The organism is Bacteroides caccae (genome assembly GCF_002222615.2).
Classification (GTDB): Bacteria; Bacteroidota; Bacteroidia; order Bacteroidales; family Bacteroidaceae; genus Bacteroides; species Bacteroides caccae.
Genome location: NZ_CP022412.2, coordinates 2,410,622 through 2,426,375 on the forward strand (window position 1 = coordinate 2,410,622; position 15,754 = coordinate 2,426,375).

Annotated in this window: 8 protein-coding genes and 3 pseudogenes; 5 read left to right on the forward strand and 6 right to left on the reverse strand. The window is 38.4% G+C overall.

The genetic code is table 11. The features are described from left to right. Window positions 1-41: 41 nt before the first annotated feature. The 4 genes and pseudogenes from CGC64_RS09420 to CGC64_RS09435 form a co-directional block, all read right to left on the reverse strand. Window positions 42-1,754, reverse strand: a complete 1,713-nt coding sequence (locus tag CGC64_RS09420) for a RagB/SusD family nutrient uptake outer membrane protein (RefSeq protein ID WP_005677649.1) — start codon at window positions 1,752-1,754, stop codon at window positions 42-44. Window positions 1,755-1,765: 11 nt separating this feature from the next. Next, a complete protein-coding gene (locus CGC64_RS09425; protein ID WP_005677650.1) occupies window positions 1,766-4,924 on the reverse strand; it encodes a SusC/RagA family TonB-linked outer membrane protein in 3,159 nt (1,052 codons plus the stop codon). A gap of 216 nt (window positions 4,925-5,140) precedes the next feature. After that, a complete protein-coding gene (locus CGC64_RS09430) occupies window positions 5,141-9,187 on the reverse strand; it encodes a two-component regulator propeller domain-containing protein (RefSeq protein WP_005677651.1) in 4,047 nt (1,348 codons plus the stop codon). 455 nt (window positions 9,188-9,642) lie between these two features. Further along, window positions 9,643-9,932: pseudogene (locus CGC64_RS09435) on the reverse strand (ROK family protein); the annotation flags it as partial. Here CGC64_RS09435 and CGC64_RS09440 point away from each other — a divergent pair. Beyond that, window positions 9,927-10,139, forward strand: a pseudogene (locus CGC64_RS09440) (ISAon1 family transposase N-terminal region protein); the annotation flags it as partial. The pseudogenes CGC64_RS09435 and CGC64_RS09440 overlap by 6 nt on opposite strands. Before the next feature lie 25 nt (window positions 10,140-10,164). Then, window positions 10,165-11,118 (forward strand): ISAon1 family transposase, encoded by a 954-nt coding sequence (locus tag CGC64_RS09445; RefSeq protein WP_438264363.1) that lies wholly within the window; start codon window positions 10,165-10,167, stop codon window positions 11,116-11,118. A 25-nt stretch (window positions 11,119-11,143) separates the two neighbouring features. On the opposite strand, the pseudogene CGC64_RS09450 reads toward CGC64_RS09445, so the two are convergent. Both CGC64_RS09450 and CGC64_RS09455 read right to left on the reverse strand, forming a co-directional pair. Next, a pseudogene (locus CGC64_RS09450) lies at window positions 11,144-11,299 on the reverse strand (ISAon1 family transposase N-terminal region protein); the annotation flags it as partial. 163 nt (window positions 11,300-11,462) lie between these two features. Next, window positions 11,463-12,083 carry a TetR/AcrR family transcriptional regulator gene (locus CGC64_RS09455; RefSeq protein WP_005677653.1) on the reverse strand — a complete coding sequence of 207 codons (621 nt, stop codon included), beginning with the start codon at window positions 12,081-12,083 and terminating at the stop codon, window positions 11,463-11,465. A gap of 331 nt (window positions 12,084-12,414) precedes the next feature. On the opposite strand from CGC64_RS09455, the gene rlmF reads away from it, so the two are divergent. The 3 genes from rlmF (at window position 12,415) to CGC64_RS09470 (ending at window position 15,675) form a co-directional block, all read left to right on the forward strand. Next, on the forward strand, window positions 12,415-13,332 hold the full coding sequence (rlmF, locus tag CGC64_RS09460; protein ID WP_005677654.1) for a 23S rRNA (adenine(1618)-N(6))-methyltransferase RlmF: 918 nt from the start codon (window positions 12,415-12,417) through the stop codon (window positions 13,330-13,332). Between the two features lie 239 nt (window positions 13,333-13,571). After that, window positions 13,572-13,799, forward strand: a complete 228-nt coding sequence (locus CGC64_RS19115) for a sensor histidine kinase (RefSeq protein ID WP_373160994.1) — start codon at window positions 13,572-13,574, stop codon at window positions 13,797-13,799. A 106-nt stretch (window positions 13,800-13,905) separates the two neighbouring features. Next, on the forward strand, window positions 13,906-15,675 hold the full coding sequence (locus CGC64_RS09470; RefSeq protein ID WP_085959253.1) for a helix-turn-helix domain-containing protein: 1,770 nt from the start codon (window positions 13,906-13,908) through the stop codon (window positions 15,673-15,675). Window positions 15,676-15,754 lie beyond the last annotated feature (79 nt).

A 15,754-nucleotide genomic window follows, 5' to 3' on the forward strand; every position in this document is an offset into this window, starting at 1 on the left:
TTGAAAATGACATCGGTCCGATATGTTTCTGTTTTAGATAATTAATTCCCCCAACCGGGGTTTTGTTTTAAATTTGGATTCTTATCTATTTCTGTAGCCGGAATAGGCCAAAGATAATCTCTTTCGGATACTTTTCGTGTATAATACACTACACCGGTAAATCCGGTTTCCTGCTTATTGTTGAGTTCTTCAAGTACTCCCCATCTTTTCATATCGCTGAAGTTGAGTCCCTCGGCAGCGAATTCTACCATACGCTCATGGCGTATTCTCTTAAAGATTTCCTCCTTGTTATCTGCTTTTAGCCATTCGGGACCGCTGTTAATTCCTGGCATCTTTACGCGTTTGCGTACTTGGTTAATCAATGTAACGGCTTCATCTTGTCGATTGATTTCGTTGTAACATTCGGCAAGCATTAGTAATACATCGGCATATCGAATAATTGGGAAATTGATAGGCGTATCTTCACGGTTGTTTATGGCCCCGTTCATATCTCCTTCTGCTACAAACTTGCGGAACAAATAAGAGTCGGTCATGCTGCCGTTGTGGCGGATCATCCCGTTGGATTCGTGGGCACCTTTCGCAACCACAAACTCACAAATTTTGTTTGCATTGGATACCCATCCTTTGTAAGTAGTGTAAGGCAGAATAATACTCATTTTCATTCGGGGATCACGTTGTTCGTACATGTCAAGCAGTATCTGCTTGGTAGACGGATATTTCGTTACTTTCTTTTTATCGCTTGATAAGGTGGCTCTAAAAGTTTTATCCTTTATTTTTTTGTCGACGGTAAAATCTGGAATGACTTCTTCCCAATTAAACGCGCGTCCATCTTTCCATTCGTACGAATCGACCAACGAAGTTGAAGCCATAACATTGTTCCAACATCCTCCAAATGATGCACGGGTACCCATATAGAAAGTGCTAGGTATACCTATATCTTGGCCTAGACCTCCCAGGTTTTGAACGGCAAAAATCATTTCCGAACTTTCGTCACCACCAGGTTTAAATAAATTCTCGTAACTTGAATATAAGGTATGCTTTTTACTGTTGATAACTTCTTCAAACACTGTAGCTGCCTCGGCATATCGTTTGGCATAGAGAAGAACCTTACCCTTGAGTGCATAGGCGCCATTCTGTGTGACGCGGCCTTTCGCATCACTGCTTCTGTCGGTAGGGAGGGTTGCGATGGCGTCATCCAAATCTTTAAGAATGAATTTTCTTACCTCATCGATAGAAGAACGAGGATTCAACATATTGGCAAAATCTTCTGAGACAATTGTTTTTTCATCATAAATGGGTACCCCGCCAAAAAAGTCTGTTAAATAGAAGTAGAATAAGCTGCGTAAAAATTTGGCCTCACCCATAAGCGTTGCGATTTCACTGTCTGTAGCATGTATCTTCGGTATGTTTTGAATTGCTAAATTTGCCCTGGCAACGCCTTCATACAGATAAGTCCATCTGTTTAGGATGCGATTATCGAGACTGTTATAGGTTCCGCGTGAAATATTCTCATTGCCGTGTTCCCCGTATCCGGTACCTACCTCTCCCAGACAATCGAGTGAGAAATAACTTCCGAAAATATAATAATTCTGAAACATGGCATAGATGGCATTGATTCCCTGTTCTGCATGTTGCTGTGTTTTCCAAAACGTATTGGTATTTATCTTGTCCTCTGGATATCTGTCAAGGTCATAGCAAGCACATACCGAAAGAATTGCGACGATAACTAATAAAATTGATATATATTTTTTCATATTCGTATAGATTAAAATGTTAAATCAATTCCTATAACGGCTTTTTTCATGGTCGGATAGTTCATCCCACTCACTTCTGGGTCAAAGCCTTTGTATTTGGTAAATGTGAAGAAATTCTCCAAACTTCCGTAAATTCTGAACTTCTCAACTCCGAAACGAGCTACAAAAGTTTTGGGCAATGAGTAGCCTAACTGAATGTTTTTTATCTTGAGGAAAGCCTTGTTCTCAAGATAAAAATCAGAAATCTGAGTATTACGTTTATCTGTATAATTCAATAAGCGAGGATATGTTGCATCTGTTCGTCCTTCATACCAACGCCCATCGGCAATCTCTTTGTTGATTTGATAGCCATGGCGTACGGTTGGAGTATTGTAGCCTTCTTGTTGCCAATAAACCTTTACTCCACCGATACCTTGAAATATGGTTGAAAAGTCGATACCTTTGTAGGTAACTCCGGCATTTAATCCATAGAAGAACTTTGGATTCGGACCGTCACTTACAATTTGACGATCGTCTTTATCAATGATTCCATCGTTATTTGTATCCTTGTAGAGTAAGTCTCCTTTTTCGGGTTTTCCATAAGTGGCGAATGGATTGATTTTTTTGCCATTCTTATCCAACGGAGCATTGTCAATCATATTTTGTACCAATTGTAAGTCTTCATCTGTTTGAATGATTCGGTCAACTAGAAGCATGTATCCGGCATTGATTGGGTAACCTTCCCATAAGACCTTCGCACCGTTGATTTCACGACCGTCGACTCCTGTACCTTTGTATTTGTTTACTTCGTTTTTAACATAGGTGAAGTTACCGTTAATGTAATAACTGAAATCACTTACTTGATCTTGCCATCCCAATGAAAGTTCAATTCCCTTATTGGTTACTGTGGCACTGTTCTGTTTTGGTATAGATGTAGAACCGTGCACGGCAGGTGTAGGGAGATTTATCAAGATGTCGACAGTTCGTTTATTGAACCAATCAATGGTTCCCGATAGACGATTGTTGAAGAGACCGAAATCTAATCCTATATCTGTGACATAGGTAGACTCCCAAGTGACAGAGGCATTGGAAATCGCTGATTGAGCCATACCGATTGCCGGTTTATTGTTGAATACATAAACTGTTTTTCCATATAAAGAGATTGCATCATAATTACCGATTGAGTTGTTTCCCAATGAACCATACGAAACTCTAAGTTTTAAGTTATTAAGACCTTTGCTTACAATATTCTCCATAAATGCTTCTTGATCCAGACGCCATGCTGCTGATAAGGATGGGAAATATCCCCAACGCTTCTTTCTTGCAAAACGTGAAGAACCATCAGTGCGCAAATTGAGTTCAGCAAGGTATTTATCCTTCCAACCCAGGTTGATACGTCCGAAGAAAGAACGCATTGCCCAAGAACTTATTGATCCTGAAGCAGAAGCGTCACCTGTTGCCGCGTTGAGTACATTGAGGCTGATGTCAAGAAGGTCCTGTTTGTTTGCAGAAAAGCTTTTAGAAGTGTATTGATCTTGACTGGCACCGACGAGTGCCTTGATTGTAAACTGTTGGTTGAATAGCTGAGCTTCGTAACGGGCAACAATATCTCCGAAATTACGTTCGATATTACTTTGTGAATTGGAAATACTTGTTTTCCCTTTTGGCGTATACGTTTCTGAATCAAGTTGGAAGTTCCATCCATTCACAAAAATAGGCTTTTTTTCTGTGAGCGAATGTACAAACTCAGCACTGTAGGAGGCTGTAACTGAGAAACCTTTGAACGGGGTTATAGTCCCATAGAACCTTGCCTTGTATCTGTTGCTGCGTTTGTTCCCTTCCAGGCTGTTGAGCTTCCTGAGCGGATTATTTCCTGCAGACTGAGCGTTGTCTTCTACATTATTCATGGCACCATAACGTCCGTCAGGAGCACGGAATACCATACCCGGTGTAGTAGCTACTGCTGTTTTGAATACATCGCTGACTGATGATACTCCCGAATCAGAGATCCATCCGCTGGCCTGCAAACCAATTTTGATCCATTTCTTTACATTGGCATCTATATTGATACGCGCATTATAAGATTTGTGGCCTGTATTCTCCATTACACCGGGATCGTTGTTATATCCGAAAGAGGTATAAAAACGAATCTTATCTGTTCCTCCACTCACCGAAAGCGTATGAGTGGTTGCGGTGGAAGGACGGAATGTTTCTTTAACCCAGTTTGTGTTCGGATAAAGCAATGGATTTTTCCCTGCATCATTTTTCCAAGCATCGATCATAGGCTGCGAGAAAGGCTCTTGTTGATTGGAGTTCAACAGACCTTCATTGATGAGTTCCATATAGTCGGCATAGTTTGATATCGGGGTTAATGTGCTACGGATTGATTCGAAGGCAACATATCCATTATAGTTGATTTTTATGCTACCTGCTTTACCTTGTTTTGTGGTTATTAAGATGACCCCATTTGCAGCACGTGATCCATAAATAGCAGCAGAAGCAGCATCTTTCAATACTGAGATAGTGGCAACATCCTGGGGATTTACGGAATTGATAGATGCCTCAACCCCATCAATAAGTACCAAGGGCGCGGCTGAATTTAGTGTACCTTGTCCTCTTACACGGATATAGGCATTATCCTCACCAGGTTGATTACTTGAGGACATCACTTGGACTCCTGCAGCCATACCCGCAAGTGCATTTGAAATATTATTGATGGGACGTCCTTCGGTAATTTTGTCTACTGCGATGGAAGATACTGCTCCCGAAAGATTTACTTTTTTCTGGGTACCATATCCTACCACAACAACTTCGTTTAATTTTTGCGTATCTTCAACCATAGATATGGTGATGAAATCTTGGTTATCAACAGTTATGACATGATCTTTATATCCGATGTAAGAGATAACTAGTGTAGCCCCCGGTGAGACATTTAAAGTAAACTCTCCGTTAATATTTGTCACAGCTCCGTTATTTGAGCCTTTTTCCATGACTGTGGCGCCGATAATGGCTCCTGTTGCATCTTTCACGATTCCGCTGATTGTACGTTTTGTCTGTTGTACACCAACCACTGTCTTGCCATTGAATACGGATAATGGTTCAGCTACCGCAAATTCGGAAAAGGCAAATAGTACACTGAATGCAACAGATACTACTCCATAAATTCGGCATTTTTTGTAATAAGTCATCATAGTAAAATTATTAGTAGAACATGTTTTTCATTATAAATTACTTCCTCATTTTCTTCGATTAGGTCTTAGCATGCGAAAGTCAACCTTGAAGAAGACTGGGGGCGGTGATCTATAGTGGTGACAAATGTAGGGAAGATAGAAAGGAAATAGGGGAAAAAATCATCCGAAATAATAGCACCTATTATCTAAAAAAGGTGGAAAAACCTGGTTGTAGAGCTATTCAGACAATTTTTCCGCACTATTCTCCTTTTTTCTATATTCGGATGGTGCAATTCCAAAACTTTTTTTGAAGCAGCGGGTGAAATAACGAGATGAGCCAAATCCGAGCATATCGGATATTTCTGTAATTTGAAGTTGAGTGGACTGAAGCAGATGTGCTGCACGTTTGATTTTTTTACTTAGTATGTAATCATTGGGAGTAATACCTGTCAGAGACTTGAACTTAGCATATAACGAACTGCGGCTGAGTCCTAATGCACAAGCAAGGTGGTCAATATTAAACTCTGTGTCATCTATATGATTCTCTATAACACTATTTAATGCATCTAGGAAATGCTGATCAATGGGATTGTTGGCTATAACTTCAGTATCTGTATATCCTTGTTGTTGGAATTTTTTCTGTAGCATAAGTCGATTATGAACTAGATTATTGCAACGTACTAGCAATATACTAGTATTGAAGGGTTTAGTAATGTAGTCATCAGCTCCTTTTGTCAATCCTTCTATGTTTTGCTGTGTGGATGCAAGTGCGGTCAGTAATACAATAGGAATATGGCAAAGGTTGAAATCACTTTTAATGGTTTCACATAATTCAATCCCAGTCATTTCCGGCATCATTATATCACTGACAATAATGTCGGGAAATTCCTCATGGGCTTTGTCAAGACCTTCTTTACCGTTGTGTGCCATAACTACTTCATAGGTTGAAGAAAACAAATTGGAAAGAACATTCAACAGTTCGTGGTTGTCTTCGACTAATAATACTTTCCGCTTTTCTATTGCATTGCTTTTTTTATCTGCATGAGGATCTATGACAGATTTTTCCTCATCGTTAATTACGTTAATTGAAATGTTTGATTCATGGAAAATATCTTTTCCTAAAACGAATTCTTGGATATACTCTTCGGAAGATGCCACATATTCATTGGTAGCAAATAGTTTTTTGTCCTTTTGTAATGTTACGATGAATGTACTTCCATTGCCCGGAGTACTATCGACCTCGATTATACCATGATGCATCTCAACTATTGCCTTGCTTAAAGCAAGCCCGATTCCGGTGCTTGGTGTTCGTGTAATGGAGGAAACTTGATAAAATCGTTCAAAGATATGTTCCAGATATTCACGGTCAATACCTATTCCAGTATCAATAACCTTTATTTTTATAATTTGAGACTCATTTTCTATCTGGACTATCACACGATCATTCTTCTTAGTATATTTGAATGCATTGGAGAGCAAATTGAAAAAAACTTTTTGCAGTTGTTTTGCATCAAACCAACAATATACTTTTGGTTCATTGCTACTGAATTGATACTCGATCTGTTTGTTAGAAGCATACTCCTTGAACGACAAAAATATCTCGTTAACAAATGAAACGATATCCTGCTTGGAAACTTTTAGTTGCATCTGTCCTTGTTCCAGTTTTCTAAAATCGAGTAATTCACTAATGAGGTTCATCAATAGTTGTGAGTTTCGATAGATATCAAGTATTTTGTTTGATAGGGAAATCGAACTGATTCTGCTTTTCATCAATACTTCCGATTGTGAAATGATTAAAGTAAGTGGAGTTCGGAACTCATGCGAGATATTAGAGAAGAATTGCAGTTTGGCTTGATTTATTTTTTCTAAATTTTCTTTTTCTTTACGTTCAAGTTCAAGAGAAGCCTTGAGCATATATTGCGATTTCTGAAATTTATAATAACTGGACAACAAACCAATGATGGTGACGAGATAGAAAATACTAGCCCACCATGTGGCATACCATGGAGCATGTATTTGGATATTGAGCATAATCTTTTGTGGTTTCCAACCGGATTGGTTTACTTCGGCTTCGCGAATGACTAGTGTGTATTTCCCGGGATTTAGGTTGGTATAGCTTATCTCGAAATTATTGCAAGACAGCCATTTGTCATCAAAACCTTCAAGACGATATTCATATTGAATTTCATTGAGGGAGCTCACATAATTATTAGATGCAAAATTTATGATCAGATTGTTTTGGTGATGACTTAATTCTATATTACGAGTCAAGGCAAGATTGTAATGTAGAATACTATTTTCTTTGCGTGGAATGACTAACTCGTTGTTGACATAGAGCTGGGTAAAATAGAGATTGTAGATTTTGGGGGATTGATAAAGTTGTTGCTCATAAAATGTTGCAAATCCGTTGGTTCCTCCTACAAAAATTTCACCATCTTTTGTAACCAGAAGACCACATCCTATGTTAATTGCTGTTAATGGAATGCTCTTTAGGTCAATCACTCTGAAGTCTTCATGTTCAGGAGAGAAAAAGGAGATTCCTTTGTTTCCTGAAATGATAAGATCTCCCAAGGTGGAGATTGCTATCTCATAACAGTAGTTACTTGCGATGCCACTGTTATGGCTATTGTAATTCTTGAATTGTTTTTTCTCTTCCTCATATAAAAATAGTCCGTCACCACGGGTTGTAATGAATATTCTGTGGTCACGATCTTCGATAATTTGTGTGATGATACTGCTTTTCAATCCTTTTTCATTAGGCTTAAATTCTATATATTGATCTGTATGTTGTAAATCAGTCAAAAAGATTCGGTTATTATATGACAACCATAAACGGTTTTTCGAGTCAATAAAAAAACTACCATTACCGAAGAAAGTATCAATGGGTACTAATCGTGCGATTTTTTTTGAATCAAGATTCATGGAAAAAATTCCATTGGGTGAGGTGAAGATAAGTAGATCTTTATAAATACCTATATTGTTGATTTTGTCACCCACTAAACGCTCATATCGTGAATTATTGAAAAGCAGATTTTCGAACCGATTATTCTTAATATCGTAGATACATAGTCCACCTGTATAGGTTCCGATGTAAAGCTTGTCCCGTTCTGGTGAATAAGCTATGGCTTTCAGATTGTTATGAGCTATACTGTTACTCCCGTGGCTAGATTGGAAATTGCTGAGTTGTTTGGTTGTACGGTTGAAGTAGTTTAGACCACCTCCTTCTGTACAAATCCACACATTGCCAGTCTTGTCTTCTACCATTTTTCCTACAAATGGATAACTTAGCCCACCGTTTCTTGCCTCATACACGGAGAAAAGATTCATTTCCGGGTTAAAGTAATTTACTCCACCGTAATATGTTCCAATCCAAATCGTACCCTGCCGGTCTTTGTATAGTGGAAACACTGAAGAATGCGAAAGATTTCCTTGGTAAGGCCCTTGCTGGTAGCATGTGAACAGGTCGTTGTTAGGGTTATATTTGTTTAATCCGTTAAAAGTGCCAATCCAAATATTCCCATAATTGTCCTCGGTAATGCCGCGAACCAAATTGCTTGATAGAGTGTTTGGATTGCCAGGGTGATGTTCGAACAATGAAATGTGATTTTTCGGGTCAATCTTAAATAAACCGCTCCCACGAGTTGATATCCATACGTTACGTTTAGAGTCTTGATAGAGTGATTGGATATGGATATTGGTAAGTACTTCTTGCAGCGGTTTAGTCTCTTCATATAGATAAAGTCCTTTGGGGGTTCCTATCCAGCATCGTGCGCTTTTGTCTACTAAAATAGCATTGGCATAATGACGCGTAGTAGGTAATTTGCATTTGAAGGTTATTGCATGGTTTTCACTGTGATAGGTCAGAATCGAGTCGTTGCTACTGATCCATATCTCTTGTCCTTTGGTTGTCATCGAACGGACATTCTGTTTGAAAAGTGTACTAAATTGTTGAGTATATACGTTGTATCCGATGAGTTGATCGTCTGAAATAAAAAATACATTTCCTATTTCATCGGTCGATATGAATTGTGTTTTGTTACCAATTTGAATAGAATCAGCCTCTGTTTCTTTCAGATACTTCAGTACGGTGATTTTTACACCGTCGTAATAACATACGCCTTCTTCTGTACTGAACCACATTCTACCCAATGCGTCTTGACAGATAGATAAAACAGAAATTTGAGGAAGGCCATCTTGAATTCCTATGCGGGTGAAATAGATAGCGAATAGCTGTTGGAGAGCACAACAGTAAAGCATTAAGAACAGAAGATAAAAGCGTTTCATGGCATTTTTATCAATTCAAGATTAGTAAAAGTTCTTATATTTCAAGTGAGAATTATTCTCTTAAAGTGTTGATTGATGTTCTAAAGCATAAAATATACACAAAGATACTCAATTATTTTAAAACTTCATATTTTTGAAGGAAAAAATGAAATTGAGAAAGAGATAATATTATTCACATCTAAAATGTGCAGATAAACTTATTGAAATTCTTGGTACCATTCGGATTGAGAAAGCATGAAGGAATATTTTGTAAAATTCTATAAACTAGCGAAGTGTGATTTGTGAAACTTTTTCTTATGACGAGATATGTCATAAAGATTATTATAGCAACAGTCATTTCCTAGGGTTCGCCATTACATAAAGGAATTTATGGCATGATGTAGTTTGCTTACGTTCTTGGCTCTTATAGCTATTCGCATTTCCCAATATGAAAAGGAATAGTTGTTATTCATTTTCTAATTCTCAAACATTCTGCTGCGTGCAAGCATACAAGCACCCACCACACCTGCCTTATCCTTTAGCTTGGAAATTGTGATGGTAGCATCTTTATTGACTAAATTCAGGGAGTATTTTCGTATTACAGTTTTGATAGGCTGATTATATAATCTCCAGTTGATGACAGTGTGCCTCCAATAATTACCAATTCGGGATTGAATATACTGATCAATCCGGCTATTTGTCTTCCTAGTTTCTGCCCAATTTCCTCTACTATTTCGATGTATAGTAGATCCTCCCTATTTACTGCTGGACGGAAACAGAGAGTAAAGGGTTTTATGAGCCTGTTGTTGTTCAAGACTTTCCTCTTCGTGGCAAGAAAGTCTTTTTGAACCTCCGTCGTCGCCGTTGGATTTTGAAAAGCAGCAATGAGTATATTTCCCGCAATTGGCGTATGGTGGCTGAGGGTACTCGTTTGACGCAAGACTTTGCGTCTTTTTTAAAAGAACTATATTGATAATTATCCGATCAGTTGCAAGTTATTGGGTACTTTATATGGCGTTGACGGGGATTTGTTGGAACGTCAATACCGCAACCATTTAAGTAATTACCTACACTGGGATCAGCTTGCTCACGCAGAGAACTGGCTCCTGTTTGAGAAGAACATTGGTGCCTACGTCTGTATTGACGAAGTGGCTCTTTCCCGTGGAGAACTCTATACTGTGTTGATTAATAAAGAGACTCACGGTGGTAAAGGCAGTATTATTGGTATCATTAAAGGTACGGATGTTTGCACGGTTACCTCTGTCCTGCTTAAACTTTCGCGTCGTCGCCGCTACCAGGTGCGTGAGATAACATTGGATATGGCTCCCAATATGGAACAGATTGCCCGGACTTGCTTCCCTGCTGCCAAACGGGTTACGGATCGTTTCCATGTACAGAAATTAGCGTATGAAGCGGTTCAGGAGATGCGGGTGAAAGCTCGCTGGGAGGCTTTGGACGAAGAGTCCATACAGATAGCTTACGCAAAGGCCTGCGGAAAGATGTATCATGCGCCCGTTTTCGCCAATGGAGATACAAGAAAACAGTTGCTGGCAAGGAGTATTTATCTGCTTTACAAAAAAGAATCGCTATGGACTCAGTCTCAAAGGATACGGGCCGAGATTCTATTTAAAGAATATCCCGATATAAAGAAAGGATATTATATGGCCATGCGGTTAGGATCAATCTATCATCAGTGTAAGTTTAAAGATATAGCTTTGACAAGGCTTGCAAGGTGGTATGATGAAGTAGACAAAGCGGGGTTTCTCACCTTTGGAAGGGTAGCGCGCTCGATACAAACGCACTATCTGAATATAATAAACTTCTTTGAAAGAAGGGCTACCAATGCAGCAGCAGAATCATTTAATGCTAAAATCAAAGCGTTCAGGGCACAGTTCAGAGGAGTAAGAGATAAAGCTTTCTTTTTATATAGACTCGCTAAATTATATGCATAAAATGAAAATCCCTCAGATTCTTACGTTGATCCTCTGTTTCTTGACCAGCATACTTCTCGGGGAGCTGATTCTTCTCCTCAAGGTAAATGATAACTTCATTCATGCTTTCCTTCACATCAACAAGATCAAAGTAATCCAAAGTTCCTTCAGGAAGAAGAAGGTGATAACCATTTAACTTCATAAGCTATTAATTTGGAGACAAAGATAACAATTTATATATTTAACCCTCAGGGTTATTCATTGATCCCTTTTTAAAACTATTCCGAAAAAGTAAACGTACGCTTTTTTATATTTTTTTGCACCAACAGACAAGTAGGTAAGGAATATGTGCCGGACGGCACTATCTAACATTTCAATAAGGAGTAAACGGCGCGTAAATGTTTGGCAAGACGTTCCGTATCCAGTCCACCGAGAAAAGACATTTCAAAGGACAGCCCCATGTAAACTTGTCGGAACATAACTACTGCATCTTCTACATCCACATCTTTTCTCAATTCTCCGGTATTTATCGCGCGCTGTATGGCGGTACGCCAATAAGCATAATCACCGACTATAAGATTATGGAGCTTTTCTTTGGCGTTAGGGTCATATTGGAGAAGTTGAAACAGAAAATGAAAATATTGGGCATGATATGAAAACTTTCCTTGTACCACCTTATCACTACCTGGGCCTATCAGATTACTCAGCATATCCATTGTTCGTTGTACGCCTTTCACGTATTCATCTATAAATTCGGCAAACGTACCGTTCGTTTCAGTGAATTTGTTTCGTGGGTTTTGCGCGCTAAAACAAAACTTATCCACTACGGCAATGAATAATTCCTGTTTGTTCTTGTAGTATTTGAATATTCCGGCTTTCGACATTCCGAGCATCTTTCCAAGTTCTGCAAAACTGGCTTTTTCATAGTTTACGGACATAAACAGCTTGAACGCTGCTATCAGCAATTCATCACGGGTAATTTTCATTTTGTGATAGTCTTTTATATTTTTCAATCCCGAAAATAGTCTTTTATTCTCATACAAGCTACATAACAAGTCATAGATTAACAAAAATAAATCAGAGAGGTCCCTCTAAGATGCTTTAATATGGAATAAAAATCCTTTCACTCTTTCACCTCGTATCTGATTATTTATCAGCTTTTATAGCATTGGAAAGACACAGCAGTTGTTGGAAAAGATTGTGATTCGGTCAGCCGGCCTATATTAAAATGGTTACTGTAAACAATATAACTTATAGTGCGGGAAAAGATATAGGGAAGAATTTGCAGACAGGAAGATTCTCTGTATCTTTGCCGCCATGTCAGAAAGAAGCGAACTACATACAAGAAATAAACACAACGGGCAATACGACTTTTCTCTATTGACGGAGAATTATCCGCCTTTAAAGAAGTTTGTACAACTCAATCCCTATGGTACGCAAACAATTAACTTCTTCAATCCGCAAGCGGTGAAGGCGTTGAATAAAGCGTTGTTGATAAGCTACTACGGCATTCGATATTGGGATATTCCGAAGAACTATTTGTGTCCGCCTATTCCCGGACGAGCGGATTATATTCATTACATCGCAGATTTGATTGGTTCGGAAGCTGTAAGCAAAGATGTGAAAGTGGAAAATGGAGAGATACGGAAATCTGCATACAGATGTCTGGATATTGGAGTAGGTGCAAACTGCATTTATCCGATTATTGGGCATGTAGAATATGGTTGGATGTTTGTAGGTTCAGATATTGACCCCATATCAATAGAAAATGCACGAAAGATAGTTACTTGTAATCCGGTGCTGGCTCATAAAATAGAGTTACGGCTTCAGAAAGATAGCAGAAAGATTTTTGAAGGCATCATTGCTCCCGATGAATATTTTGATGTGACAATTTGTAACCCTCCGTTTCATCGTTCGAAAGAGGAAGCGGAAGAGGGAACGTTGCGCAAATTGAGTAGTTTGAAAGGGGAGATAGTAAAAAAGGCGAAGCTAAACTTTGGAGGGAATGCGAATGAACTTTGGTGTGAAGGTGGCGAATTGCGTTTCCTGCTGAATATGATTGTCGAAAGCCGGAAATACCGGAAAAATTGCGGGTGGTTCACTAGTTTGGTTTCCAAAGAGAAGAATCTGGATAAGCTATATGCCAAGTTGAAAGCTGTCGAGGTGTCGGAGTACAAGGTTATACGGATGCATCAGGGGACGAAAAGTAGTAGGATATTGGTTTGGAAGTTTTAGGTAATGAAAATTAGTTGAATATATTATTAACAAAATGAGTTTGTTTTATGGAAATAATGTTTTTTTTGCATGACATACAAATAAAACATGAAAGCTGTTAACCTGAAATATAAGTATATTTTTGCATCTCTTTGCTTGTTAGTTGCCTTTTTTAGTGGCTATCACCTAAAACAATTGTACGGCTCAAATCATAGACGAAAAAATATATTTCTCTTGTCTATTCATTCTCTGAAGACGAAATAGGTCATGGAAAATTCGAAGAACTGATAAAACAGGAGTTTAGGAAGCAGAGAATAGAACCTATATTTGATCGTTTTTACAAGAGTGATGAGTTTGAACAGGAGAGTGGCTTAGGACTTCCTATCTGCAAGATCATTGTTGAAAAATTGTCGGGACGTTTGGGAGTAAGTTCGGAAGTCGGGGAAGGTAGTTGCTTTTCGGTTTATCTGCCTTTGGCGGATGCATAATGCTAATGTTTCTTATTTTTATTTCTTAAAATAGAATCCACTTTTGTATTTTATGAAATTATCATTTACCTTTGAATTGTAAATGATTAGACATAATATGAAATATATACATTTAGGGGTATGTATCTGCATATTTTTATTTGTGCATAACCAAATTCTGAGAGCTGACGAAACAGTAAGTGACGATTCGCTATATACCGCCGGGTATATAAATAGTATCTATATTGCACAGCCTAAACGTGCTTTGCAATTATTGGATGAGGCAGAAAATAGAAAAGCAATTCCTTTGCGGATTATCAATGAGTTGCGTAGTTTGTCATATAGCAATATGTATATGAATAAACTGGCGTTTATGTATGCAAGAAAAGCTTATTTGCTTGATTCCATATCTCAAAAAGATCCGAAGCATCTGTTGAAAATGACAGTTCATCTAGCGGAATTTTCGGCCATGATGAGCAAGTATAATGAAAGTATGCGTTATGCATACAGTGGGATTAAACTGGCACAGGAGTTGGAAGATCGAGAAGCCAAAGCCAGATTATTTTTCTGCATAGGTGAGAATAACTGGAGATTGTCTTTTAAAGATAAAGCATATGATTATTTTGACCGTACTATTAAATTATTGCGCGGTTCAAATAAAATGCGGGAGATGATGTTGCTTTCTTACTATTATGGAGCAGAAATGAGCTTTTTAATGAACGATTCACGTGTTAAAGAGGCTTTGGAACTTGCTTTTGAGCGTGAAAAGCTTATAAAGCGGCTGGAGGCATTACCTCAAATACCCGAAGGTTATGTGGACGGACAATATAGTTATTTGTATGCAAAACTTGCCTATATTTATTATGTAGAAAAAAAGAATGCACAGGCGGAACAATATTATCAAAAATACTTGTCGAAGAAAGAATCTCATACCCCGGATGGGAAAATGTACTCTGTTCCTTATTTAATGATTTCCAAACAGTATGAGAAAGCTCTTGAGAAATGTAAGGGTTTCAAGGAATGGATGAGAACTCAACAAGATACTTTGAATGAACAATATCTGACTGTTCTTCAACATGAGGTGAAAGCTTATCTGGGTATGCACCACTATAAAGAGGCTGCAGCGACCCGTGGGACTATCTTAGCTATAACAGACAGCATTAATCGTAGAGATAGAAACAATGCGGCATTGGAGTTGAACGCGATGTACGGTGCTTCTGAGAAAGAAGAATACATTGCCCAACAAGCTTTCCAATTAAGAATAAAGAATATCTCACTTGCTTTCATGGTCTGTATCGTTCTGCTGACCTTGTTTATCTTATGGCGTCTGTGGCGTTTCAATAAAACGATTAAATATAAAAACAGAATGTTGGCTAAGTTGATCAATGAGAAACTTGCCGATAAGGAAAAAAGGGATCAGCAGTCGGAGGAATATGAGCAATTCGCTATATCATCAGAAATAGAACTGGAAGACAGATTGCTCGAGAAGGAACAAGAAGAACAGTGTGAATCTTCGGACGAAGATGACACAGAAGTAGCAAGCGGGGAAAAAGACGAGAATAGACAGATTTTTAAAGAATTGAATCGCATCGTTGTTCAAGATCGTTTGTATCTTTCTCCTGAACTGTCGAGAGAAGACTTGGCGCAAATCGTTCATTTGAACAACGCGCGTTTTGCCCGGATGATAAAAGAATGTACCGGAACTAATTTTAACGGATATATCAACGAGTTGCGTATTGATTATGCTATTCAACTGCTAAAAACACATCCGCACTATACGATACGCGCGATAGCAGATGAAGCTGGGTTTAATAGTGCTCCGATATTATACAGTCTTTTTAAGAAGAAAACGGGAATGACTCCTTATGAATTTAAAAAAGCGCAAGAGTCGCTTTAAAAAACTTTATTGACATCCTTCGGTTAAACAATTTTCGTCTTTCTCGGTTTATTATTATGAGTAACTAAATAAACTAAGA